The sequence below is a fragment of the Rubrivirga marina genome, assembly GCF_002283365.1.
GTDB classification, from domain to species: domain Bacteria; phylum Bacteroidota; class Rhodothermia; order Rhodothermales; family Rubricoccaceae; genus Rubrivirga; species Rubrivirga marina.
In genome coordinates this window covers 1604481-1629721 of sequence record NZ_MQWD01000001.1, presented here as the reverse complement: position 1 = coordinate 1629721, position 25241 = coordinate 1604481, and the positions used below count along the sequence as shown (strand labels likewise).

The 25241-nt window shown below is 71.2% G+C and carries 18 protein-coding genes; 9 read left to right on the top strand and 9 right to left on the bottom strand.

All coding sequences use genetic code 11. The features are described 5' to 3' along the window. The first annotated feature begins 81 nt into the window (after positions 1 to 81). On the top strand, positions 82 to 633 hold the full coding sequence (tadA, locus tag BSZ37_RS06765; RefSeq protein WP_095509816.1) for a tRNA adenosine(34) deaminase TadA: 552 nt from the start codon (positions 82 to 84) through the stop codon (positions 631 to 633). Between the two features lie 55 nt (positions 634 to 688). Then, entirely contained in the window at positions 689 to 1699 is a 1011-nt protein-coding gene (locus tag BSZ37_RS06760; RefSeq protein ID WP_095509815.1) for a YpdA family putative bacillithiol disulfide reductase, read from the top strand. Between the two features lie 95 nt (positions 1700 to 1794). Here BSZ37_RS06760 and BSZ37_RS06755 read toward each other — a convergent pair whose 3' ends face one another. The 3 genes from BSZ37_RS06755 to BSZ37_RS06745 all read right to left on the bottom strand — a co-directional run bounded on the left by BSZ37_RS06755 (position 1795) and on the right by BSZ37_RS06745 (position 9964). Next, positions 1795 to 2826 carry a PorV/PorQ family protein gene (locus tag BSZ37_RS06755; RefSeq protein ID WP_095509814.1) on the bottom strand — a complete coding sequence of 344 codons (1032 nt, stop codon included), beginning with the start codon at positions 2824 to 2826 and terminating at the stop codon, positions 1795 to 1797. 46 nt (positions 2827 to 2872) lie between these two features. Next, positions 2873 to 6397, bottom strand: coding sequence for a flagellar hook assembly protein FlgD (locus BSZ37_RS06750; RefSeq protein WP_143537578.1), 3525 nt, complete (start codon positions 6395 to 6397; stop codon positions 2873 to 2875). Between the two features lie 84 nt (positions 6398 to 6481). Continuing rightward, positions 6482 to 9964, bottom strand: a complete 3483-nt coding sequence (locus BSZ37_RS06745; RefSeq protein ID WP_095509812.1) for a TonB-dependent receptor domain-containing protein — start codon at positions 9962 to 9964, stop codon at positions 6482 to 6484. Between the two features lie 518 nt (positions 9965 to 10482). Here BSZ37_RS06745 and BSZ37_RS06740 point away from each other — a divergent pair. From BSZ37_RS06740 to BSZ37_RS06730, 3 genes are read left to right on the top strand one after another with little or no spacing between them, the layout of a single operon-like run. Continuing rightward, the gene (locus tag BSZ37_RS06740; RefSeq protein ID WP_095509811.1) at positions 10483 to 11364 is read left to right on the top strand and encodes a sulfurtransferase; all 882 of its coding nucleotides are present in this window, start codon (positions 10483 to 10485) and stop codon (positions 11362 to 11364) included. A gap of 22 nt (positions 11365 to 11386) precedes the next feature. After that, positions 11387 to 11824 carry a SufE family protein gene (locus BSZ37_RS06735; protein ID WP_095509810.1) on the top strand — a complete coding sequence of 146 codons (438 nt, stop codon included), beginning with the start codon at positions 11387 to 11389 and terminating at the stop codon, positions 11822 to 11824. Next, positions 11821 to 12756, top strand: coding sequence for a glycerophosphodiester phosphodiesterase family protein (locus BSZ37_RS06730; RefSeq protein ID WP_095509809.1), 936 nt, complete (start codon positions 11821 to 11823; stop codon positions 12754 to 12756). The genes BSZ37_RS06735 and BSZ37_RS06730 overlap by 4 nt, the downstream gene beginning before the upstream one ends. Here BSZ37_RS06730 and BSZ37_RS06725 read toward each other — a convergent pair. Beyond that, complete coding sequence (locus BSZ37_RS06725) at positions 12746 to 14344, bottom strand: DUF2357 domain-containing protein (RefSeq protein ID WP_095509808.1); 1599 nt, start codon at positions 14342 to 14344, stop codon at positions 12746 to 12748. The two genes, BSZ37_RS06730 and BSZ37_RS06725, sit on opposite strands and share 11 nt — an antisense overlap. Before the next feature lie 32 nt (positions 14345 to 14376). Between BSZ37_RS06725 and BSZ37_RS06720 the strand changes: the two genes are divergently transcribed. Beyond that, complete coding sequence (locus tag BSZ37_RS06720; protein ID WP_095509807.1) at positions 14377 to 15009, top strand: GNAT family N-acetyltransferase; 633 nt, start codon at positions 14377 to 14379, stop codon at positions 15007 to 15009. Between the two features lie 9 nt (positions 15010 to 15018). On the opposite strand, the gene BSZ37_RS06715 is transcribed toward BSZ37_RS06720, so the two are convergent. Further along, a complete protein-coding gene (locus tag BSZ37_RS06715; RefSeq protein WP_095509806.1) occupies positions 15019 to 16752 on the bottom strand; it encodes an McrB family protein in 1734 nt (577 codons plus the stop codon). Positions 16753 to 16907: 155 nt separating this feature from the next. Here BSZ37_RS06715 and BSZ37_RS06710 point away from each other — a divergent pair, with 155 nt between their 5' ends. After that, positions 16908 to 17993 (top strand): pectin acetylesterase-family hydrolase, encoded by a 1086-nt coding sequence (locus tag BSZ37_RS06710; RefSeq protein WP_095509805.1) that lies wholly within the window; start codon positions 16908 to 16910, stop codon positions 17991 to 17993. A gap of 63 nt (positions 17994 to 18056) precedes the next feature. Here BSZ37_RS06710 and BSZ37_RS06705 read toward each other — a convergent pair whose 3' ends face one another. From BSZ37_RS06705 to BSZ37_RS06695, 4 genes are read right to left on the bottom strand one after another with little or no spacing between them, the layout of a single operon-like run. Then, a complete protein-coding gene (locus BSZ37_RS06705; RefSeq protein WP_095509804.1) occupies positions 18057 to 18797 on the bottom strand; it encodes a YaiO family outer membrane beta-barrel protein in 741 nt (246 codons plus the stop codon). Further along, entirely contained in the window at positions 18797 to 20200 is a 1404-nt protein-coding gene (locus BSZ37_RS21445; RefSeq protein WP_143537577.1) for a glycosyltransferase family 2 protein, read from the bottom strand. The genes BSZ37_RS06705 and BSZ37_RS21445 overlap by 1 nt, the downstream gene beginning before the upstream one ends. Next, the gene (locus BSZ37_RS21440) at positions 20197 to 21234 is read right to left on the bottom strand and encodes a HEAT repeat domain-containing protein (RefSeq protein WP_143537576.1); all 1038 of its coding nucleotides are present in this window, start codon (positions 21232 to 21234) and stop codon (positions 20197 to 20199) included. The genes BSZ37_RS21445 and BSZ37_RS21440 overlap by 4 nt, the downstream gene beginning before the upstream one ends. Continuing rightward, positions 21234 to 21662: a response regulator gene (locus tag BSZ37_RS06695; RefSeq protein ID WP_179299507.1), complete on the bottom strand. Its 429-nt coding sequence runs from the start codon at positions 21660 to 21662 to the stop codon at positions 21234 to 21236. Before BSZ37_RS06695 ends, BSZ37_RS21440 begins: the two co-directional genes overlap by 1 nt. Positions 21663 to 21963: 301 nt before the next feature. On the opposite strand from BSZ37_RS06695, the gene uvrB reads away from it, so the two are divergent. After that, positions 21964 to 24048, top strand: a complete 2085-nt coding sequence (gene uvrB / locus BSZ37_RS06690) for an excinuclease ABC subunit UvrB (RefSeq protein WP_095509801.1) — start codon at positions 21964 to 21966, stop codon at positions 24046 to 24048. Positions 24049 to 24148: 100 nt separating this feature from the next. Continuing rightward, positions 24149 to 25234 (top strand): molybdopterin-dependent oxidoreductase, encoded by a 1086-nt coding sequence (locus tag BSZ37_RS06685; RefSeq protein WP_095509800.1) that lies wholly within the window; start codon positions 24149 to 24151, stop codon positions 25232 to 25234. The last annotated feature ends 7 nt before the right edge of the window (positions 25235 to 25241 follow it).

Genomic DNA, 25241 nt, shown 5'->3' with positions numbered 1-25241 from the left:
CGGTGCCGAGGCGGAGGGAGTGGGGCGACGGAACTTTTGACGGGCCGCTTGGACATAGGGGACCCCCGTCCCCTCCTCGCCATGGCCCTGTCTTCTCTCCTCGACCCCGACCGCCGGTGGATGCGACTCGCGCTGATGGAGGCCGAGCGCGCGTTCGAAGCGGAGGAGGTCCCCGTGGGCGCGGTCGTCGTCAAGGGAGGGCAGGTCGTGGGGCGCGGGCACAACCAGGTCGAGCGGTTGGCCGACCCGACGGCGCACGCGGAGATGCTCGCCGTCTCGGCCGCCTGCCAGACGCTCGGGACGAAGTTCCTCGACGGGTGCACGCTCTACGTCACCCTCGAGCCGTGCCCGATGTGCGCCGGCGCCCTCGTCTGGGCCCGGATCGACCGGCTCGTGTTCGGCGCGCTCGACGAGAAGGCCGGCGCGGCCTCCACGCTCTACGACATCCCCGGCGACCGCCGGCTCAACCACCAGATCGAGACCGTCTCCGGCGTCGAGGCCGACGCCGCGGCCGACCTGCTCCGTTCGTTCTTCCGCCAGCGGCGCGGCGCCGCTCCGCCCGACCCCACGACGGTCGCCGGCGACGGCGCCGACGGCGAGCCGCCGCCTCACCGACCGGCGGAGCCCTCCTGAGCCGCGTTTTGACGCGGTCTCGGCAACCGCCCCCGCCGCCCCCGGTTGCACCCGCATGGACGCACGCACCGACTCCTCTCCTGTCGACCTCCTCATCGTGGGCGCCGGCCCGATCGGGCTGGCGTGCGCCCTCGAAGCCAAACGCGTCGGCCTGACGGCGCGCGTGGTCGAGAAGGGGGCGATCGTCAACTCCCTCGTCGGGTACCCGACGCAGATGGAGTTCTTCTCGACGCCCGAGCTGCTGGAGATCGGCGGGCACCCGCTCGCGACGACCTACTACAAGCCGCGGCGCGAGGAGGCCCTCGACTACTACCGGAGCGTGGCCCAGCGCGAGGGCCTCGACGTCCGCCTCGGGGAGCGCGTGGAGCAGGCCGACGGCGAGGCCGGCGCCTTTCGCGTGGTCACGTCGAAGGGGACCCACGAAGCCCGCGCCGTCGCCGTCGCGACCGGCTTCTTCGACCAGCCCAACCGGATCGGCGTCGAGGGCGAGGACCTGCCCCACGTCTCGCACTACTACAAGGAGCCGTACCGCTACAGCGGCCGGAAGACGGTCGTCGTCGGCGCCAAGAACTCGGCGGCCAAGGCGGCCCTCGAGATCAACCGCCACGGCGGCGACGTCACGCTCGTCGTCCGGGGCGATGAGATCACGACGAGCGTGAAGTACTGGATCCGGCCCGACCTCCTCAACCGGATCAAGGAAGGCGCCATCGAGGCCCTCTACCACACGACGGTCCAGGCCATCACGCCCGACGCCGTCCGCCTCGCGACGCCCGATGGGGAGCGCACCGTGCCGGCCGACTTCGTCCTCCTCCTCACGGGCTACCACCCGGACTACTCGCTCCTCGAGGCGCTCGGGCTCACGTTCGAGGGCCCCGAGCGCGCGCCGGTCGTCGACCTCGACACGATGGAGTCGACGCGGCCCGGCGTGTACCTCGCGGGGACCGTCTGCGGCGGCTACGCCACGAGCCGGTGGTTCATCGAGAACGGCCGGATCCACGCCGCGCGGATCGCCGCGGCGCTGGCCGGGCTGCCGGTCCCGGACCTCCAGCCCCAGGGCCAGCCCTAGCCGCCTCGGCGGATCCTCCACCGAGGCGGGTAGGCTCAAAAAAGAGGCGGCCCCGATCGCTCGGAGCCGCCTCTAGGTCTACCAAACGGTCTCGCTTAGAACCCGATCTTGGCGGTGATCAGGTTCGTCTCGCCGAGGTCGCCCATCGAGCGGTAGGCGTAGTCGACCGAGAGGGACGAGTTCGACACCGGGACGTTGACGCCGGCGCCGACGCTCCACATCTCGAACTCGTTCATGTCCTGCTCGGGCATGACGTTGACGCCGGCCCGGGCGTAGACGAGGTCGGCGTAGCCGAGCTCGAGGCCGCCGGCAAACTCCGCCTGGTCGTACGCGTTCGAGCGGAAGTTGCCGAGGACCGACGCCGAGAGGTCGCCCGCGAACTGGCGCGAGTAGGTCGCGCCGAAGTTCAGGAGCGACGGGAGCTCGTAGTCGTCGGCCTCGATGGCCACCGGGAACGTGCCGCCGTTCGGGTCGAACTGAAGCGACTGGCTCAGGCCGTTGCCCGAGTAGCTCATCTTCGTCCCGAAGTTGCGGAGGCTGACGCCGAACTGGAGCCCGCTTTCGCCGACCGTGTAGGTCATGCCGGCGTCGAAGGCCACGGCGCTGCCGTTGATGTTGTCGATCGACTCGTTGACGGCCTTGACCGTGACGCCGGCCGCGATCCGGTCCGTGAAGGCCCGGGCGTAGGAGGCGCCGACGACGACCGCCGAGGCGTCGAAGGTGAGGTCGGACGGGTCCGAGAACTGCGCGTCGGTGCGGACGAGGTCCCCGAAGTCCCACGACATCACCGAGAGGGCGATGTTCGAGTTACCGAAGGCCTGGGCCACGCCGAAGTAGTTGACGCCGATGTCAGCCACGTAGTTGTTGTAGCTGAACAGGGCCTCGGTCCCGTCGTTGGCCATAAGGGAGGCCGGGTTCGACTGGAGGGCCTCCACGCCCGAGAGCGTGTTGAGGCCGCCCGTGAGGCCGTTGCCGAGGGACGTCGTGCGTGCGGTCGTGGGGACGAGGAGGAACGAGGCGCCGGCCGTGCCGGCGCGCTCGTCCCCATCGACCTCACGCGTCTGGGCCTCGGTGGGGGCCGCGAGGGCGCCCACCAGGAAGGCCAGGATGAGAAGTGTGCGGGTCATGAGAGTAAGGTCTCTGTGTGTGTGCGGATGGTGAGGCGTCCGACGCTTAGTAGACGTCCAGCTGCACGCGGCGCTGGACGACGCCGAACTTCAGCACCCGCTCCCCGATCACGCTGCCGTCGGCCCGACGGGCCTCGACGTGGACGAGGTAGATGCCGCTGGCGACCTGGAGACCGGCCGCCGTCTGGAGGTTCCAGTCGATGGTGGTGCTCCCGTCGTTGACCTTCTCGAGCTCGCGGATGAGAGTGCCACTGAGCGTGAAGATCCGGACGGTCGCCTCTGCGGGGAGGTTCACGACGCGGACGATGCGCTGGTCACCCGAGACCTCGTAGCCGGAGGCACCGCGGTACGGGTTCGGCGTGATCGCGATGAGGTCGAGGGCGGCCTCGGCCGTCTCGGCGTCACCCGTGAGGGCCGCCGAGTCACCCGTGTCGATGATGAACGTGTCCCCAGGCTGGTTCGGATCGCTCGTGTAGAACCGAATGACGGTGCCGGTCAGCTCGTCGATCCCGGCGCCAGCCTGCTCCATCACGAACCGCTGGATCGGACGGCCGAGGCCCGTGTTGGCCACGTTGTACGCCTCGACGGAGACCGCGCACTGGTCGGGATCGCCCGCGAGAGCGGCTTCCGCGGCAGCGGCGAAGTCCGCGTAGGACGTCGTCGCGTAGTACCCGTAGATCCGCTGCGTGATGTTGCCCAGCCCGAAGATCGTCGGGCCACCGTACTCGAACACGCACTCGTTCGGGCCGTCGGCGAACAGGAAGGGGATCATCCGGACGTCGTCGGACGGGTCGTTGGCCGCGCCCGGGGGCGTGAGGCCGATGTCCCAGACCTCGAACGGCACCGGGATCACGTTGTCCGTCGAGAACCCGTAGACCGCGTACCCACCGGCGTCGGTGAACCGGATCTCGTAGTCGTTCGGCGCGAAGTTGCCGATGCTGAACTCCGGACCGTCACCCTGGTGGTAGCCCACGTAGTCGGCCGTCGAGTTGTACGAGCCGTAGATGAAGTTGCCGAGCGGGCAGCCGCCCGTCGATGCGGCGCCAGCGCCGCACGCGTCGACGCCACCCGGGCCGGTGATCTCCACGAACGCCGGGTCGGCGCCCGGCGCCGAGAGCGGACCGGGGTCCGGGCCCTGGACGTCGAAGGCGAGGCCGTCGGCGCGGGCCACGTCCGTCATCTGCCGGAGCGGCACGCCGTTCTCCGCGAAGTACTCGGCCCCGTCGAGGATGATCTCGCCGGTGTCCGAGTTGACGATGCGGTAGTTCGTGAACGAGTGACCCTCATCGTCCGTCGACTCGAAGAAGGTGACGCGGTAGGTGTCACCCGTGATCTGCGACGGGTCCACGACGCGAGCCGTGATGACGCCGCCACCGACGTTGCCCTCGGCCGCCTGGACGGCGATCGAGCTGCCGGCCGAGGACCGGAGGACCGTGCCGTCGTTGCGGACGGCCACCTGCGACGGGCGGGCTGAGACGCGCGTCACCGGCGCGGAGAAGATCCGGTTCGGCGAGGAGAACTCGTTGTACGCGTACGGCTGGACGCCGAAGTAGTACGTCGTGTTGTTCCGAAGCTCGTTGCCCGTGTAGGCATCGTTCTGGATCAGGATCGAGGTCGGCGTGTTGGTCGCCGTGCCGCTGTTGTTGCCCTGGGCCACCACGTTGTTCACGATGGCGCCGGTGGCGCAGTCGAGGCCCTCGTCGATGACCGTCGTGACCGAGTTGTTGAGGTCGAAGGTCCCGATGAGGGTCCCCTCCGTGTCCTGGGCGTCGCGGTACTGGAAGACCTTGAAGCCTTCGAAGTCGTACGTCTCGTCCGGAGCGCCGGAGATGGCGAACGGGCTCTGCACCGAGTAGGTGAAGATGTCGTTGTTGTCCCCGGTCACGCTGTCCCACTGGAGGACGATCTCCTGGTCGAGCGGCGTCGCCTGGACCGTGACGGCCGGCGGCGGGCTCGGGAGGTTGAAGTCGGCGTTGAAGGCACCCTGGACGGTGATGTCGTCGAACTTCAGCTGCTGGAGCGAGGCGATCTGCGGCGTCGCCGTGGCCGCGCAGGCCTGCGGGGCCTGGGCCCACACGATGCCGAACACGAGCTCCTGGATGTCACCCGGCTTGAAGGTGAACGGACCCGTCACGACGCCGAAGCGGCGGTCGTCCGGGAGGTTCGCCCGGCCGAGGCCGTTCGAGTTGTACTCCGACCAGTAGGACGGCGGGTCGTCCGGGAAGGCGAAGTTGGTGAAGTCCGTGCTCCCCGGGTTGTAGCCGTCGCCACCGCGGGTGAACGGGACGCCGTCCTTCCAGAGGGCCTGCATGAGACGGTACGACACGAGGCCGCGGTCCTCACTGGCCGACGGGTCGCCCGTCGGGCCCCCCTGGTTGGTGAAGTAGTAGAACGTCTCGACCTGGAGCCGCTCGTTCTCCTCATCGATGAGGCCGTCGCCGTCGTTGTCGATCCCGTCGTTGTAGTCCGAGCCCTCGCCGTCGCCGACGAGCGGGCCCTGGAAGAAGTCGTAGCCGAGGGCCGGCGGGAGCGCGCCGTAGCCGGCCGCGCCTTCGTCGACGCTGTCGCCGTTGTAGACGAAGCCGAGGCCGAGGGCCGGGTCACTGCCGACGTAGTCGTCGGTGTACTGCCCGAGGTCCGGGTCGGACCAGAGCGAGACGTACGTGTCCTCGATGTTCTGCGAGTTCCGCGAGATGAACTGGTAGCGGTAGAACGTCGTGTTGTTGAGGGCGTCGGCCGTCGAGAAGGCGAACGCCTGGGCGCGCACCTCGACCTGGAGCGGCGCCTTGCCACTCCAACCGTGGGTGTTGCCGTTGTCGTTCATGACCCACCACACAGCCTGCTCGCCGATGAGGTCGGGCCGGAAGCCCGCGGCGAGGTCGAGCGTGGCGCCGCCGCCACGCGTGACGCTATAGCCGTCGTCGCCGAGGTCGAGCTCGAGGCGGGGCTCGTCGGGGTCGCGCCGGTTGTTCCCGTTCGTGTCACGGAAGTACGGGGCGCCCTGGGCGATGGGCCACGTCAGGAGGTCTCGGTTGGTCGTGGCCGTCTCACCGTTGGCGGAGTAGTCCTCGAGGTCGCTCAGGTTGACCTTCCAGAGCTTGTCGAAGTTGGCGCACCGCTGGGTCGTGGTCTGGCCGCTCTCGTCGAGCGGGCCGGGCCAGAACTCCCAGTTGCTGTAGGTCGAGCCCGCGAAGCGGAGGTCGTTCTCGTTGCCGTTCTGAAGGCCGGCGATCCAGATGCCCGAGGCGAAGATCGAGTTCGGGCCCGGGGTCGGGGAGTCCGGGTTGTACGGCACCTCGTACTGGGCGCCGCCACCGCGCCAGAACAGGCCGCCGATGTTGTAGATCTTGGCGCGGACGTTGTTGACGTTGAGGTCGACCTCGGCGGCGCCGAGCGAGCACTCGGCGGCGCCGGCCGCGGCGGTGGCCTCGGCCGCGGCCGCGCTCAGCTGCGCGGGCGGGGCGTCGAACCCCTCGGGGAGCGCCTTCTGGGCGCTGACGCCCGCCGAGAGCAGGACGGCGCCCAGGAGGGCCACGACCGTTCGGCGAGCGAGGGTGGTAAGGGTAGTCATGTTCAGGGAGAAGTCGGAGTCGGGGACCGGAGCTCCCGCCCGCGGGCGCCGAAGCGCGCCGCGGGCGGGACGAACTCGGGGGGTCTAGAAGTCGAGGGTCACGCCGAGACGGATCCGGCGCGGCGGGCTGTAGAAGCTGCCGCCGGAGGTCTTGTAGCCACCCGGGGTCACGGGGCCACCCACGTACTCAGAGTAGAGGAACCGGTAGGCGTCACGCTGGATCTGGCTGCCCAGGTTGGCGATGACGTCGGGGTCCGTCGAGAGGTACCCGTCGGTGTCCGGGTTGCCGGTCGTCCGGTAGACGCCGACCACGTTGTCCGTGTCGAGGAGGTTCTGGATCCAGAGGTAGCCGCGGAGGTTGGCACCGCCGAGGTTGAACCCGCGGTCGAGCTTGAGGTCGAGGCGCGTCGTCGCCGGGATGACCACCTCGTTCGGCTCGCCCGTGATCTGGAGACCGATGTTCTGGGCGTAGTCCGACGTGAACGCCCCCTCGTCGAGCTGCGTGTAGCGGTTGCCGCTCTTGAACACGCCGAGGACGTTGAGACCGAACCCGGCGAACGGACGGACACCGCCGATCATCGGGCCTTCGCCCTGACCGAGCCGGTAGTCCACCGAGACGTTCACGTTGTGGCGCTGGTCGTAGGCCAGCGGCGAGAGCGTCTCCGGGAAGATGAACGTCGTGGTCCGGAACGAGAGGAGGTTGGCCGACTGCGCGTCGGAGCCGGTCCCCTCCGCGAACTGGAGGGTGTAGTTCGCGTTGACCTGGAGGTTGCGCGTCCGACGGAGGTCGAAGGCGAACTCGACGCCCTTGGTCGTGCTGAAGTCCTGGTTCGTGTAGGCCGTGTACCCGGAGGGGAAGGCCTGGTTGAAGGTCCGGAGCGTGATCTTGTTACGCTGGGTCCGGTAGAACCCCGAGACCGTGAGGGCGGCCCGGTCGAGGACGCTCTGGCGGAAGCCGAGCTCGTACTGGGTCGTCGTCTCCGGCTTGAGGTCCGCGTTGTTCAGGGTGCCGCCGCTCTCCGAGGCGTAGGCGAAGTCCTGGATCGAGGCGAACGCGTTCTCGCTCGGGCGCTGGCTCGTCACGTTGTAGGACGCGAAGAACAGGGCCCGGTTGGTGACCGGGAACGTCACGCCGATGCGCGGCATGACGGTCAGCTGCGGCTCGTAGTCGCGGAAGGCGTCGACCGTGAGCTGGCCGCCCGACGTCTCGTCGATCGCCGGCGAGCCGCCGGCCGTCGAGAGGATCCGGTCGGCCGTGACCGCGCCACCCTGCGTGTTGTAAAAGTTGCCGTTGAGGTCGCGGTAGCCCACGACGTTCTGCCCGCTCACGTAGACGGCGTAGTCGCCCTCGATGTTGGACGGGAGGTTGTTGATCGGGTTGATCCCCTGGACGCCCGAGAGCACGTCGTCGACGCGGTAGATGTCGACGAGCGCGAACGGGTCGCGGAGCACGCGCGTGTTGTTGTCGAACACGTCGAGCCGGAGCCCGAGGTCGAGAACGAGGTCGCGGTACTCGATCCGGTCCCGGACGTAGCCGCCGTAGTAGAGCGGCTTGTACGGGGCCACGTTCCGGCTCTGGTTCGACGTGTAGGCGTCGACGTCGTCCGTGTCGACCTCTTCGAGGCCGAGGTAGTTGTAGCCATAGTAGCGGACCCGAGCGCGCGGGTTATCGAACCCGATGCTAAACGGGAGTTGCTCGTAGCTCGTCACGCCGGCGTCGTTGTTTCCGTCGCCGTCCGTGTCGATGCACGCGAGCTCGACGCTGCCGTCGTCGTAGCACTCGGCCAGATCGCGCGCGAACGCACCGCCGATCGACCAGGAGCGCTGGGTCTGCGTCTCGTACTCGCCACCGAAGGAGAGCTCGTGGACGCCGACCTGCGTCTGGGCGGAACCGAAGACGCGGAACTGGTCCTGGCTGAACTTCGAGTAGCCGGTCAGCGGCGTGCCCGGGGCGCTGAAGCCGATGCCCTGGTTCGCGCCGACCGGGCTGATGGCCCCGTCGCTGTAGGTCGGGGTGTACGTCCCCGTGCCCGCGTTGTAGTTGTAGTACCGACGGGCGACCGCGTTCTGCTCGGCGTCGATGTCGCCGTAGAACAGGAGGTCGCTCATGTCGCTGCCGAACTCGTCCGGGTAGTTCTGCTGGAACCGGTTGGAGTACTCCGCCTGGATCTGGTAGAACGCCGTGTTCGACAGGACCTGCCGGAGCGAGACGTACCCGCGGGCCACCTCGTCCTCCGTCGTCGAGAACCGGTCGCGGTTGAAGAGCGAGCGGTCGAAGGAGAAGCCGCGGTCCTCGTTGTACGTGTAGGCCCCGCCGACGCGGAGGTTCACGCCGGTGACCGGCCGGAACTCGAGGTTGCCCGAGGTCGCGATCTGGGTGGCCGGGTCGTCCTTGCCCGAACGGCTGAAGAACCGGGAGTCGACGTCATCCGCCGTGAACAGGTCGTAGGCCAGGAACGGGCTGCCGGCGATGAGGCCGGCGTCGATGCCGAGCGCCTCGGCGAGCTCCTCGTCGGTGAAGGCGAGCGTCGCGTCCGGGTCGTTCGGGTCGAAGTCGATCGACGGGTCGACCGAGGCCGGGATCCCGACGTAGTAGAAGTCGTCGTCGGTGAACAGCGTCCCGGTCGGGGCGGCGTCGCCGAAGCCGGCGCGGTCGACGCGGACGACCTGGGGCGACTGCTGGATCGCGTTGTAGACGTCGTCGTTGAGCTGGAGCGTCTCGAGCGCGTAGGGCGAGTCGTCCTCGGAGTACGTCCCCTGGACGGACACGAAGAAGCTCGCGAAGTCCTTCACGATCGGGCCGCCGAGCGTGAGCGCGCCGAGGTTGTAGCCGAACGAGTCGAGGCCGGTCGAGGTAATGGCCTCGAGCGAGCCGAAGAAGTCGTTGCCGCCGGACCGCGTCGAGATCGAGATGATGCCGGCCGTCGCGTCGCCGTACTGGGGCGGGATCGTGCCGATGAGCATCTCCTGCTCGGCGATGGCCTGCTGCGGGACGGCGCGGCCCGCGGCCCCACCGATCACCTTCACGCCGTCGATGTAGTACGTGACCTCCTCGCCGCGACCGCCGCGGATGTTGAGGGTCCCGGAGCCGTCGTTGGAGACGACGCCGGCCTGGATCGAGGCCACGCCCTCGACGCCGCGGACGGGGAGGTTCTGAATGTCCTCACCGGTCACGACCTTCGGGACGCCGATGGCGTCCGCCTGGATGAGCGGCCGCTCATACTCGACGACGACCTCTCCGAGCGACTCGGACGAGAGCTCGACGTCGACCACGCGGGTACGGCCCTGCGAGAGCTCGACGCCCGTGATCAACTCGGACTGGTAGCCCGTGTACGAGTACTGGATGTCGTACTGGCCGACGGGGATGCCGAGGATGGTGTAGTTGCCGTCGATGTCCGTGGCCGCGCCACGCTGGATGTCGGCGAGATACACGTTGGCGCCGATGAGGGGATCGCCGGTATCGGCGTCCGTCACGCGGCCTGACAGCTTGCCGGTGTTCTGCGCCAGTGCCACGCCGGGCAGCGCGAACAGCAGCAAGAGCACGGCGGTGCTCAGTGAACGAAACATTGCTACCTCCTGAAGGGTGGTGTGTGAGCCCGGGCGCCGGTGGCCCGGGATTGGAAGTGCGTCAAGAGACGCCGGTCGGATGATGCCGTGACCCGAGGGCCGGGGCTGTGGGGCGTCCGGGACGAGTCCTAAGCCCCGGGTCTGGGTCGTGGGCCGACCGAGCGGCCCGTGCGACCCCACGGTCGCGTGTCGCCCTGGCGTACCCACGCACGCTTGGCTGCTGGTCCTGGCAAATGGAGGACGGTATCAACCTGAGCGGGTGGGCGGTTCGGTGTAGGGCGTGTTAAGGCGACGGGAGCGAATATACCTGGCCCCGGAAAACCCTGTCAAGGCACCGGGGCGTCCCCCAGTCGGTGGACCGGCTGCGGCCCGCTCGGCGGGTCAGGCTCGCTCCTCACGAGGTTAAGGCCATTTCGGGATCGACCTAAGAGGGAGACAACATGAAGAGCCCGCGCGGTCGCCCCGGCGCCGGCGCCGGCGACGAGCCTCGTACCTTCCACCCCCGCCCCTCCCCCACCATGTCCGAGTACGCCCACCCCGAGGTCCTCGTCTCCACCGACTGGGTCGCCAAGCACCTCGCCGACACCGAGCGCGTCCGCGTGATCGAGTCGAACGAGGACGTCCTGCTCTACGCCACCGGCCACCTCCACAACGCCGTCCACGTCGACTGGCAGACGGACCTCCAGGACCCTGACGTCCGCGACTACATCGGCCAGAAGCCGTTCGAGGCCCTCTGCTCCCGCCTCGGCATCCGCCCCGACACGACGCTCGTGTTCTACGGCGACAAGTCGAACTGGTGGGCCACCTACGCCTTCTGGACGTTCAAGATGTTCGGCCACGCGGACTGCCGCGTCATGGACGGCGGCCGGGCCAAGTGGGAGGCCGAGGGCCGGACGCTCACGACCGAGGTCCCGAAGTACGACTCCACCGACTACTCGGCCGAGAAGCCGGACCCCTCGATCCGCGCCTTCCGCGACGACGTCCTCGCCCACATGCAGGACGGCGGGGCCCTCGTCGACGTCCGGAGCCCGGCGGAGTACATCGGCGAGATCTCGCACGCCCCGCACGACCCGGCCTCCGAGGCGGCCCTCCGCGCCGGCCACATCCCGGGCGCCTCGAACGTGCCCTGGAGCCGCGCGGCCAACGCCGACGGGACGTTCAAGAGCCGCGAGGACCTCGAGGCGATCTACCTCGAGGAGCAGGACCTCGACCCGAAGGCCGAGACGATCGCGTACTGCCGGATCGGCGAGCGCTCCAGCCACACGTGGTTCGTGCTGAAGTACCTCCTCGGCTTCAAGGACGTCCGCAACTACGACGGCTCGTGGACCGAGTGGGGCAACCTCGTCGGCGTGCCCGTCGAGAAGGGCGAGCCCGACGACGACGGCGACCTCGACGACTAACGCGACGATCTCGCCACTCGGAATGAACGCCCGCCTCCAAGAGATCGCCGACGAGTTGGCGTCGGTCCCGCGCGACCTCCAGGTGGAGTTGCTCCTCGAGCACGCCCGCCAGTTCCCGCCCCTCCCCGACCGCTACCAGGCGGCCCGCGACGCCGGCCTGGGGCGCGTCCACGAGTGCCAGGCGGAGGTCTACTTCTTCCCCGAGGTCACCGAGGCCGAGGGGGCCCGGGTCGTCCGCCTCCACGCCGACATCCCGGGCCACGCGCCGACGCAGCGGGCGCTCGTCGGCATCCTGATCGACGCGTACGACGGGGCGACGCCCGGCGAGGTCGCGGCCATCCCCGACGACCTCCTCCGGCAACTCGGCGTGTCCCAGCTCCTTGGGCCGCAGCGCCAACGCGGCTTCGCGGGCGTCCTCGCCCGCCTCAAGCACGGCGTCGCCGAGGCCGCGGGCTCGTGACGCGCCTCGCCCTCGTCCTGCTGGCGCTCGTCGTCGGCGCGTGCGGCTCGCCGCGCCCGCTCGGGCTGGAGGAGCGGCCGGCCGACCGGGTCCGCACGCCGGTCTCGTCGGTCCACTACCGCGACTACGACTCGGCGGCGGAGCTCGCCTCGGCGCTCCGGTGGACGGCGTCGGCGCCGGTCCTCGTCTCGGCGCACCGCGGCGGGCCGCAGCGGGCGCTCCCCGAGAACGCGGTCGAGACGTTCGAGTACGCGCTCAACCACGCGCCGGCCCTCATCGAGACCGACGTCCGACGGACGGCCGACGGCGTCCTGGTCCTCATGCACGACGAGACGCTCGACCGGACGACGACCGGCACGGGCCGCGTCGACCAGACGACGTTCGCGCAGATCCGCCGCCTCCGCCTCGTCACGGAGGACTCCCTCCTCACGACGTTCCGCGTGCCGACGCTGCTGGAAGCCCTCGCCTGGGCCGACGGCCGGGCCGTCCTCCTGCTCGACGTCAAGCCGGACGTGCCCTACGAGGAGCTCGTCGCGTCCATCCGCCAGCACGACGCGGCCGACCGCGTGGCCGTCATCACGTACTCCCTGGAGGACCACGAGCGGCTGTTCGCGATCGCCCCGGACCTCGTCGTCTCCGCGACCGCCGAGACGCCGGCCGAGGTGGACGCCCTGCTCGCCTCCCCCGTCGACCTGGGACGCGTGATCGCCTGGACCGGGGTCGGCGTCCCGAACCCGACCGTCGTCGACCGGCTCCACGCGGTGGGCATCCGGGCGCAGGCGGGGGCGTTCGGCGCCATCGACGCCGCGGCCCGCGCAGCGTCCTCGCCCGAGCCGTACGACGCGATCCTCGCGACGGGCGCCGACGTGCTCTCGACCGACCAGGTCCCGCTCGCCGCGCTGGCGGCGCGCGAAGCCAACCTTATTCAGTAAGGTCGGCGACGAACCGGGTGAGCGCGCCGAGGTCGCCGGGGCGGAAGGGAATGGCGCCCACGCCGAGGCTCCCGAGGCTCGTCCACAGGCGGGATCGGAAGAATGCGTCGTCGGCCGTGCCTGGAAACAGGGCGGCAGCGATCTCGACGGGCGGCCCCTCGACGATGGCGTCGCGATAGCGGTGGAGCGTGCCGAGCGCGTCCTCGGGTGGCCCCGCCGCGCCGTGCCGGCGGCGGTACGCGGCGGAGTCGTCGCGACGGTACTTCGCGTCGAGCACGACGCGTCGGGTCGTACCGCCGTGGCGGATCGTGACGAGGAGGTCCGGCCGCTGGGTGAGCAGCGCGGGTGGCGCCGGGAAGCGTGGGTTGTTGACGATCTCGACGTCCATCCCGCGGCCTTGGAGGCGGACGCCGTGGCTCCGCCCCCGCCGCAGCCTCACGTCGGTCCCCACTGCGTCGACGCCGAACGGACGGGCAGGCGGCTCCGCTCCGAGCACGTCGGCGAACACGCGGACGACGGCGAGCGCGACCCAGGTCTCGAAGAGGACCGCGAGGTCTTGGGTCGCCACGTCGAGGCTCCCGGACCGGAGGTCGATCCCGCGGTCGAGCTGGCGGAGCGCGTCGTAGGCGGCGGCGTACACCGGATGCCGCCGGAGCACGAGGGGCGGGACCGAGGGCGCCCGTGCTCCGACCGTTTCCATCAGCGTCCCTTTCCGGAGCGAATCGACTTCGGCCAACAAGGCTCTGAGGTCGCGAGCCACACGCTCTCGCCGGGCACTCGACCGGCGTGCTCCCTCGTGCCGGAGCAGGACCCGGAGACGGTGTGCGACCACACCGAGGCGGGCGGCCAGCCAGCGGTGCGCGGGCGTGTCAGACGAGAGGTGGGCCGGTCGTGCCGGGAGCGTCGGCCCCGCCAGCCCCCGTCGCCGCGCCGCCCGCCAGGTCTCCGCCGAGGGGCGCCGGATTCGCCCGGGTCGCTGCCCAGAGACCGAACGCGCGGCGTCGAGCACCGGCCGTCGGTCGATCTCCCGCACCGCCTCGGCCAGCCGCTCGACGGACTGGCCGAGGGCGGCGAGCCAGACTGGCACCGACGGCACCTCGCCCCCCCGCTCGACCGCGACGGTCGTCGGACGGAGCGCAGCGACCGCCAGACCCGCGGCCGCCGCCTCCACCTCGGACCGCATCGCCGACACCTCCGCACCGTTCAACTTTGTCGGGAGCACGTCCATCTCAAGTCGAAACAGAGTTGTGCTCCCGGATCGGACATCGAAGCGGATTCTCCCCGCTTGCGACCCGACTCGGATGCGCCCGTGGAGCACGCGACCCTCATTCGCCGACGCCAGTCCAGAGGTGACGACGGGGTCCCGGTGCTCCAGCACGACGGCTTGGTCGTCTCGGCCCTCGACAAGGACGAGGTACGTCGTCTCTTCCTCCAACGCGATGGCATGCGAGCCACCGGCCGTCGTCACTCGGAGGTCCTCGGCGGCGAGGACGGTGACGGCCATGGGGGCCACGGCCGGGGGAGCCGGGCGGGGGCCGCTCCACGTCAGGCGGACGCGGGCGGAGTCGACGGTGAACAGGGTCTCCACGCCGTATGCTACCGCCCCTACGACGCCGTGCCATGTCCACTCCGCCCGTCCTCCGGCTGACGCTCCGAGACGGGCGCCCCGTCGTCCTCCGCCCGGTCGTCGCGGCTGACAAGGACCGACTCGCGGCCGGCTTCGACGAGCTCTCGGCCGACTCGCGCCGGCTCCGCTTTCTCGGGTCGGTCTCCACCCTCAGCGACGCCCACCTCCGCTACCTCACCGAGGTCGACGGGCACGATCACGTGGCGTGGGGCGCCCTCGACCTCCAGGCCCCCGACGCGCCCGGCTTCGGCGTCGGCCGGTTCATCCGGCTCAAGGAAGCGCCGTCGATCGCGGAGTTCTCCCTGACGGTGCTCGACACGGCGCAGGGCCACGGGGTGGGGCAACTGCTGCTGGCGGTCCTCGCCGTCGTCGCTCCGAGCGTCGGCGTGCAGACGCTCCGTGGCGTCGTCGGGCGCGAAAACGAACGGATGACGTACTGGCTCCATCGCCTCGGGGCCACCTCCTCGGGCAGCGACCAGGATCTCGTGATGGACCTCCACCTCCCCGTCGACCCCGCGGTCAGCGAGTCGGCCGCCGATTTCGTGGAGACGGCCGACCAGATCCGACGAGCGATGCGAAGGGGTGGGACGTCAGAGGGCCGGCCTTCCCGATCCGCCCGTTCCTGACGCTCACGCCTAGCCCCAGAACGAGGCGACTCCGTCGTCGAGCGCGCCTTCGACGATCCGGGCGAGGCGGGCGGCGGTCCGAGGGAAGCGCGCGTCCGGGAGGGCCTCCGGTCGGCCGTCGGTGATCCAGTCGTCGACGATCCGTTCGGCGTCCCGGGCGTCGGCGGTGGAGCCATCGAGGGTCCAGCCGAGCAGGCCGTAGGCCGCCGAGCGAGCGGCCGAGCGGGCGCCATCCAGGCGAGGCACCAGCTTCGTCAGAAGCGCCAGGTCGAGCGGGTCGACGGGCGCCTCCGCCTCGTCCCGGAACGCGCCCGGCGCCTCCGCCGCGTGCAGCACGAACAGCGCCGCCTCGTCGCGCGTCCGGTAGCCCACGCCGAGGCCGGACGGGGCGAGAACGTGGCCCGCCTCGGTGACGGCACCGACCGTGCGGGCGACCGACGCGTGCTCGTCGCCGGTCAGACCGGTCAGCTCGCCGAGGCGGACGGCCCGCGGCGTCCATGCCTCGGCCGGCCACCGGTCGGTGGACTCCTCGACGGACGCGCTCTGCCAGTCGCCGAGGTCCCTCGCGACGAGCTCGATCACGAACGCGCGGTCGAGCACCTTCCGGCTGAACGCGTGCGCGCTCTCGTCCACGTTGACGGTCCCGACGAGACCGAGCGTCGGCGGCAGGCGGACGGCCTGCCAGAGGGCATCGCCGGCCTGAAGCGTCTCGGTCAAGAGCGGAGGGCTCTCGTAGCCACCGGGCGCCGGAGCACGCTGTTCGATTCGGCTCAGCACCTCGGCGAGATAGTGCTCCGGACGCCCAAGATTCATCTCATCGAACACGAGCGTGTGGAACCGATCGGGGTCCTCGGCGGCCCCGTGCGCCGCACGGAGCACAGCACCGGGACGAAACCGTCCACCGAGATCTACGAACCCCATTGTCTCGGCCGGATCGGTCCAGTCGGGACGGACGGGGAGCACTGTCGACGTGCCGCCCGTCGCCTCCGCGACGAGGACGGGCAGGCGGCTCTTCCCGACTCCGGTCACGCCGGCCAACAGGACGAACGGCTTGGTGCGGAGGGCGGTCACGTAAGCGGCCACGGCCCACGGGGCGTAGCGGTAGCCCCTCGACGCGAGATCGCCCAGCAACCGCTCCATCGCCGCTGCTCGGTCGAAATCCTCCGGAGCGACGTAGCCCACCGAGGCTTCGGCCACGACCGAGGCGGGCGCAGGCTCCGCCGCCTCGGGGGGGCGACGGGACGCGTCGAGCGCCTCGGCCCGCGCCTGGCGGACCGCCTCGACGGCCCCCATGAGCGCGTCGGGATCGGTGCCGAGGCGGGCCTGGACGACGAACGACAGGACCGTCCCGTCGATGCGCGGGAGCGGGTGCAGCACCTGTTGCACGACGCGCCGGAACCGCGTCTCCGGTGCGTGCTCCGAGTACTCCTCCAGGACCCGGAGGTCGTCGGCGACACCGTCCCGCGGGACCCACAACTCTTCTGGGAGCACGGCGACCGGACGCACGCGGAGCCGGTGCGGAAGGTGGCGACCTGGGGCGAGCGCCGTGGCGTCCTCGAACGGTGGCCCGATCGCTTCAAACTCCCCGGCGATGACCTGCCGGCCCGGGAGGTACGCGAAGATCCGGTCCCCGGGGCGGACCTCCTCGAGCCGCGCGCGCCCCTGACGCCACAGCGCGAACGTCCCCGCGCGGAGGGCCGCCGGGTACACGTCGGGCGGCACGGACCAGAGCCAGTACGTCACGGCGCAGAGCGAGGGGCGAGAGAAGGTAACGGCGCCCCGGCGTCGGCCGGCCGCCGTGGCCTCGAGAGGCCCGAACCGCCCCGGCGGGGCCGAGGATTCCCCTTAACACCGTTCACCCCACACGTAGATTCGGGGCCGCGTCCACCGATCCCCCCATGCCCCGCCTTTCGCTCTTCGCCCTCGCCCTCGCGGCGCTCGCCCTCACGTCCTGCGACTCGTCCGAGCCCGAGGGCCCGCTCGCCGACGTGGCCCCCGGCGAATGGACGTTCGTCGAGGTCGAGGGCTCCGTCTGCCGCGACGGCTCGCCGACCGGTATCGGCGTTCGCCTTCAAGAGGACTCCGACGACCTGATGATTTACCTCGAGGGAGGCGGCGCCTGCTTCAACGGCGCGACGTGCTCGACGAACCCGTCGTCGTTCGGCGCCACCGACTTCGCCGGCCTCGTGGCCCAGGCGGGCGAGGCCGGCGTGTTCAGCACGTCCGCCGCCAACCCGGTCGGCGACTGGAACGTGGTCTACGTGCCGTACTGCACGGGCGACGTCCACGCCGGGAGCTTCCCGAACAACACGCTGCTCCAGGCGGCCGGCGTCGACGGCACGCAGCAGTTCGTGGGCCACCAGAACGTCAAGCGGGCGCTGGCCCTCCTCGAGGACGGCCTCGGCACGCAGAGCCGCGTGCTCCTCGCCGGCTCGTCGGCCGGCGGCCTCGGAACGCTGTTCAACTTCGACGCCGTGGCCCAGACGTTCGACGACGCCGACCTCTTCCTCGTCGACGACTCGGGCCCGCTGTTCTTCGCCGACAACGTCCTGAGCCCGCAGCTCGTGACGCAGGTCGTCACGCTCTACAACGGCTCGGCCGCGCTCCCGTCCGCCCCCCAGCTCTTCCAGCCCGACGCGCTCCCGGGCGTCTATGACTACTACGCGACGCGCTACCCGGACGCCACGTTCGGCCTCGCCAGCCACCTCGGCGACGACGTGTTCCAGCAGTTCTACGGCTTCGGCCAGGCCCCGGGCGACCCCATCACCGATGAGGAGTTCGCGGCCGGCCTCCGCGACGTCCGCGCCCAGCTTCCCGAGTCGTGGGGGACGTTCTTCGCCGAAGGCGACGCGCACACGTTCCTCCGTGCTCGGTACACGCTAGTCTCGGCGGGCGTCTCGTTCGACGCCTGGCTCGCGGGCCTCCTCGCCGGGACCCCGACCGACGTGGACCCGGGCACCGCCCGCCTCGTCGCGGCGCGCTAGCCCGTTCGGCTCCGGCCCTCGCGCCCCGCTCTGGTCCGCCGAAGCGGGGCGCGTCCGGTCCGCCTAGAACCGCACGAACACGCCCGCCTCGGCGGCGCCGCGGGAGAGGTCGCCGTCGGCCGTGTAGCCGGCGCCGAGCGTGACGCCGACCGGCCCCGACAGCGACCGTTGGAGCCGTCCGGCCACGGCCCACGACCCGCGGACGGCCGTCCGCCCCGTCGACTCGACGACGGCCTCTTCCCCGCGCGCCAGCGAGAGCTCCCAGAACGACCCGAACGCGCCGCCCTCTCCATCGCCGAGGTGGCGCACGAGGAGGCGCGTGGAGACCGGCACGCGGTCGCCGTCGGGGACCGCCGCGAGCTGGCCGCGGACGTACCACGGGCCGACGTAGCGCGCGCCGCTTGCCGTCGCGATCCACACGTCGCGGTCGGCGAAGGCGAGGCGCCGGCCGCCGGCCGAGGCCTCCCAGCCCCTTCCGAGGGCGACGAACGCCTCGGCGCCGAGGTCGAGCCGGGCCGTCACGTCGGAGCCCGGCGACCAGCGCGCGCGGACGTTGCCGTAGGCGCCGTCGGCGAGCGTCGGGTAGAGGTCGGCGCCCACGAACGGGGCGGCTTGGTCGTAGCGCTCGACCACGCCCGCCTCGGCGACGCCGGCCAGCACCCCGGCCCGGCCGCCGACCGACACCCGCGACTCGAGCCACGGGTCGAGCCCGTCCACGACCTCGGCGGCCGTCGACGCCGTGGCGCCCCACGACTGCGCCGAGGCGGGCAGGGTCACGAGCAGGAACAGGAGGAGCGCGCGCATCACGAGGTCTGGAAGCCGGTCCGCGTCATCACACCCCAGGCGTTCTGCTTGCGGAAGTAGCTGACGATCCCCTTCAGCCGCCACCAGACGGTCAGTTGGCGGTACCCGACGTTCTCGATCACCGACAGCAGGAGGAGCATCCCCACGTCGCGGAGCCGGGTGTACCGACGGAACGCGAGCTGTTCGAGCGCAACGGCCGCGACGGACTGGGCCACGCCGAGCATGACGGCGAGCGCCAGCAGCAGGAGCGCGAGCGGGACGTCGACCATTCCCAGCGCCAGCAGCACCACGAGGCCGACGTAGCCGATGGCCTCGACGACGGGGCCGAGGAACTCGACGAACACGTAGGCGGGGAAGGCGAGCAGGCCGGCCTTGCCATAGCGCGGGTTGAACAGCATCCGCTTGTGGCGCCACAGGATCTGGGCGAGCCCGCGGTGCCACCGGTCGCGCTGGCGCCCGAGCACGGCCGCGGTCTCGGGGCACTCGGTCCACGAGACGGCGTCGGGCGCGTAGCCGATCCGGTACGGCGTGCCGGCCTCGCGGAGCGTCCGGTGGAGCCGGAGGACGAGTTCCATGTCCTCACCGACCGTCTCGTCGTCGAGGCCGCCGAGGGCGACGACGGCGTCGCGGCGGAACAACCCGAACGCGCCCGACACGATCAGGAGCGCGCCGATGTGGTCCCACGCCGTCCGCGCGGCTGAAAAGGCGCGGACGTACTCGAGCACCTGAAACCGGGCCAGCCAACTCCGGGGCATCCGGAGCTCTTCGACCCGGCCATGCCGCACCCGGCTGCCGTTGACGATCCCGACCGTCCCGCCGACGGCGACCGTCCGGGCGTCGTCCAGGAACGGGCGGACGGCGCGGAGGAGCGCGTCGCGGGCGAGGAGGCTGTCGCCGTCGAGCATGCAGAACAGCGGCGTCCGGGCGTAGGCCAGGCCCGCGTTGACGGCGTCGGCCTTGCCCCCGCCGTTCGCCTTCGACAGGACCCACAGCTCGGGCCGCGTCCGGCTGTGGTACGCCGTGCGGACCGGCGCGTGCTCGATCTCCGCCATCGGCGGGCGGACGACCTCCTCGAGGTCGAACGCCTCGTGGAGCCGCGCGACCGTGTCGTCGGTCGACCCGTCGTCGATCACGAGGACCTCCTTCGTCGGGTACTCCACCCCGAGGAGCGCGTGGACGGCCTCGACGGCGACGACCCCCTCGTTGTACATCGGCACGAGGAGCGTGATCGGCGGCAGCGTCGCGGCCGACGCCAACTCCTCGACGGACGAGGACGCGAGCCGCCCGCGGAGTTGGACGAGGGCCACGAGCGCCAGCCCGGCCCCGATGAGGTAGTGCCCCACGACGAGGGTCACGAACCCGAGCACGAGCCAGTCGACGAGGTGGAACAGGGAGGGGGTCATGAGGAGGCCTCGCTCGGGACGGGCTGGACGCGCGGCGGCGTCGGGCGGGGGACGGGCTGGCCGAGCGCCTCGGAGGCCTGGCGAGCGACCCACACGTTCGGGTCGCGGAGCGCGCGACGGAGGCGGACGGCGTCCTCCGGCCCGCACTGGAGCCGCCCCAGCGCGCCGACGGCGTGGATGCGCAGGATGTCCTCCGAGCTGTCGACGAACGGGCGGACGGCCGCGGCCTCGCGGGCGCCGCCGACCTCGGCGAGGAGCCGGAGCACGGCCCCCTTCACCTCGGCATCGAGGCGGGGGGACTCGAGGAGAGCGCGGGCCGGCTCGGCGGCGGGCACGTAGCTCAGCTGCCGGAGCGCCTCGATGGCCGCGACACGGGCCCGGGCATCGGTCCGCGGGTGGACGAGCGCGGCCGTGATCGGGGCGCCCGCTCGGAGCCCGAACTGCGCCAGGAGCGACGCGACGTTGGCCGTGTGCGCCCCGCCGAACCGCGAGAGCCCGGTCAGCATGATGGGGGCGGCGCGTGGGCTCCGCGACTGGGCGAGCGCGCGCGCCGCGGCGAGGGCCACGCGCCGCGACGGGTCGCGGAGCGCCGTTCCCAACGTGACGAGCGGCGTCCGCACGCTGAGCAGCCCGAGGGCGCGGACGGCGAACGCGCGGCGCTCCGGCGACCACGAGGCCAGCCGGCGGCGCGCGTACGGGAGGAGCGGCGCGGCCGCCTTCGCCAGCCGCTGCCGGTCCGCGGCCCGGAGGCGGACGGCGTACGTGATGAGGAACCGGAGCATGTCGGCCCGCTGGCCCCGCCGGAGCCCCGACGCGAACGACTCGGGCGCGATCTCGCCATCGAGCAGCCCGAGGAGACGCGGCGTCCACCGGGCCTCCCGGGCCACGCGACGCCGCTCGCTCCACCACGCCCATCGGTTGAGCCCGACCGCCGCCAGCGCCACGAGCCCGACGAGGACCGTCGACACGACGAGCAACGCCGCGGCGGCCGCCGCGAGCGCGTGCTCCGAGACGTCGGGGATCCCGGCGCCCATCAAACCGGGACGAAGCGTCGGATCCGGGAGACGGCCTCGACGAGCGACAGTGGGCGGACGATGACGTCGGCCACGCCGGCGTCGAGCGCCGTCGCGACGGCCGCGGCGTTGCCCGGCCAGAACACGAGGACGACGGGCGGTGGGGCCTCCATCTCGTCGCGGAGCCGCTCGAACAGCCGGAGCCCGTCGAGCCCCGGGAGCCGCGAGGCCGCCACGACCACGTCGGGGGCTGCCTCCAGCACGGCGTCGAGCGCGTCCGGGCCGGTCCGCTCCGTCCGCACCGAGAAGCCGGCGCGCGAGAGCCGATGCCCCACGATGGTCAGCGTCGGCTCGTCGGTGTCGGCGAGGAGCGCGCGGCGGCGACGCGGGGCGCACGAACGGCGCGCGATCCAGGCCGGCTCAGCGGCCTGCGGGGAGGGAGTCGTCACAGTGGCGGGAGGGGGGGCGACGGTATCGGCCCCCGCGGCCGTCCGGATAAGTCGGCCGGCCACGGGCCAGGGCGGCCACCCTCCGTCATGCCAGCGGCGCCCGACGGATCCGCGGCCGCACTTTACCAAGCCGTGATGACACGCTCGCGCGCCACTCGGTCGCACCAGTCCGCCCACCTCGGGGCCGAGGCGGGCGGGGCCACGGCGAACCCGACGCGGGGTGCCCGGTAGACCGAGGGCTGCGACACACCGTCGTCAGCCCGGCGTGCGATTCTTCCCGGCTGCCCCACCACGGACCCCGATGGCCTCGATCACCCGCATCGACTCGCCCTTCAAGCTCTCGACGGCGTTCCAGCCGATGGGCGACCAGCCCCGCGCCATCGGCGAGCTCACCGAGGGCCTCTTCCGCGGCGACCCCTACCAGACACTCCTCGGCGCGACGGGCACCGGCAAGACGTTCACGATGGCCAACGTCATCCGCAACGTCGGCAAGCCGACGCTGGTGATCTCGCACAACAAGACGCTCGCGGCCCAGCTCTACGCCGAGTTCCGGCAGTTCTTCCCCGAGAACGCCGTCGAGTTCTTCATCTCCTACTACGACTACTACCAGCCCGAGGCCTACATCGTCTCGTCCGACACGTACATCGAGAAGGACATGGCGATCAACGAGGAGATCGACCGGCTCCGACTCCGGGCCACGTCGGCGCTCGTCTCGGGCCGGCAGGACGTGGTCATCGTGGCGTCCGTGTCGTGCATCTACGGCCTCGGCAACCCGGACGAGTACAAAAAGCGGATCGTCCAGGTCTCGCCCGGCCAGGAGCGCGACCGCGACGAGCTGCTGATGGAGCTCGTCCACGTGTTCTACAACCGGAACGACGTCGACTTCACGCCTGGCACGTTCCGCGTGCGCGGCGACGTGGTCGAGGTGTTCCCGGCCTACTTCGAGGACCAGGCCTACCGCATCCAGTTCTGGGGCGACGAGGTCGAGCGGATCGCGCGGATCAACCCGGTCACGGGCGAGGAGCTGTCGTTCGAGCAGGACACGCTCACGATCTACCCGGCCAAGCACTTCGTCACGCCGCAGGACCAAGTCGACCGCGCCATCGCCGGCATTCAGGAGGAGCTCCGCTGGCGGCTCGCCATCCTCCGCAACGACGGCAACCTCGTCGCCGCCGAGCGGCTGGAGCAGCGGACGCTCTTCGACATCGAGATGATCAAGGAGATCGGGTACTGCTCCGGGATCGAGAACTACTCGCGCCACATGGACGGTCGCGAGCCCGGCACGCGCCCGTACTGCCTCCTCGACTACTTCCAGAAGAACCACGGCGACGACTGGCAGATCGTGATCGACGAGAGCCACGTGACCGTCCCGCAGGTCCGCGGCATGTACAACGGCGACCGCGCGCGGAAGCTGAACCTCGTCGAGCACGGCTTCCGGCTGCCGAGCGCCATGGACAACCGGCCGCTGACGTTCGAGGAGTTCGAGACCTTCCACCACGCCGTCACGTTCGTCTCGGCCACGCCGGCCGACTACGAGCTCGAGACGTCGGGCGGCGTCGTGGTCGAGCAGATCATCCGGCCGACCGGCGTGCTCGACCCGCACGTGGAGGTCCGCCCCGTCGAGGGCCAGATCGACGACCTGCTGGCGGAGATTCGCGACCGCGTCAAGGCCGGCGGACGGGTGCTGGTCACCACGCTCACGAAGCGGATGGCCGAGGACCTCACCGACTACCTCGACAGCTTCGGCGTCCGCGTCCGGTACCTCCACTCCGACATCGACGCGCTCGAGCGGGTCGACATCCTCCGGGACCTCCGCCTCGGCGAGTTCGACGTGCTCGTCGGCATCAACCTGCTCCGCGAGGGCCTCGACCTGCCCGAGGTCAACCTCGTGGCCATCCTCGACGCCGACAAGGAGGGGTTCCTCCGCTCGGAGCGGTCCTTGATCCAGACCGCCGGCCGCGCCGCCCGCAACGCCGACTCCCTCGTCGTCCTCTACGCCGACCGCGTGACGGACTCGATGGCGCGCATGATGGAGGAGACCGACCGCCGCCGCGACATCCAGCGGGCCTACAACGAGGAGCACGGGATCACGCCGATGACGGTTACGAAGTCGATCGACGACGTCCGCCGCGGCACGGCCATCGCCGACCACAAGGCGGAGCAGGACGAGCGCCGGGCCAAGGAGAAGGTGAGCTACTACGCCGGCCCCGACCAGCTCCCGAAGGTCGCGGACCCCGTCGTGAAGTACCTCACGGACGACCAGAAGCGGGACCTCGTGGCCCAGCTCACGCGCGAGATGGACGCGGCGGCGGAGAACCTCGAGTTCGAGAAGGCCGCCGAGCTCCGCGACTCGATCGCCCAGATCGAGGCCGATCTCGCCGCCTGAGTCCGCCCGCCTCGGTGACGCAGCCGGCGGATCCGCCGAGGCGGGCGGGGGCACCGCTGGGGAGAGAAGGCGAGATTGCCCTCGCCCCCTCCTCACTTCGATGCCGCTCCCGCCCGACCTCGTCGTCCTTTCCGGGGACCCGCCCAACGCCGAGCCGCTCCCCGAGGCGCTCACGCGGTCGTTCCGGACGCCGCCCGACCTCCTGTACGTCCGTACGCACGGGACGACGCCGGAGCCCGACCCCGCGACTTTCCGGCTCGTCGTCGACGGCCTCGTCGAGCGGGAGCTGTCGCTGAGCCTGGCGGACCTGGGCCGGTTCGAGCAGGCCGAGGTCGACGCCGTCCTCTGCTGCGCGGGCAACCGACGGACCGAGATGCACGCGCTCGCGCCGACGCCGGGCGAGGAGCCCTGGGGCGCCGGCGCGCTCGGCAACGGCCGTTGGTCGGGCGTCCGCCTGGCCGACGTGCTCGCCGAGGCGGGCGTGGCCGACGGCGCGGCGCACGTCGCCTTCGAGAGCCTCGACACGTGCTCGAAAAACGGCGAGGCGTTCGCCTACGGATCGTCAGTGCCCCTCGCCAAGGCCCTCGCGCAGGAGACACTTCTGGCCGATCGCTACGAGGGCCAGCCGCTGGCGCCGAACCACGGGGCGCCGCTCCGGGCCCTCGTGCCCGGGTTCATCGGCGCGCGGAGCGTGAAGTGGCTGACGCGCATCACCGTCCAGGCCGAGGAGTCCGACAACTACTTCCAGAGGCACGCCTACAAGGTCTTCCCGCCCAAGGTGGAGAAGGAGGACGCAGACTGGGACGCCGCGCCGTCCATCGAGAGCCTTCCGCTCAACAGCGTCATCACCGAGCCCGCGCCCGAGGTCCAGCCGGCGCCGGGCCTCGTGGCCTTCCGCGGCTACGCCTACACCGGCGGCGACCGGGAGATCGAGCACGTCGAGGTCTCGCTCGACGGCGGCGCCTCGTGGTCTGAGGCCGACCTCGGCGAGGGCTCGCGCTGGACGTGGCGCGTGTGGACGTTCGCGGCGGACCTCGCGCCGGGGGCCTACGAGGTCGTCGTCCGGGCGCACGACGGCGAGCGGGAGCAGCCGGCGTCGGTCACGGCGACCTGGAATTTCAAGGGCTACCTCCACAACGCGTGGCACCGGCGGCTCCTCCGGATCCCGGCGGGCCCGCCTCGGTGACGCCCCG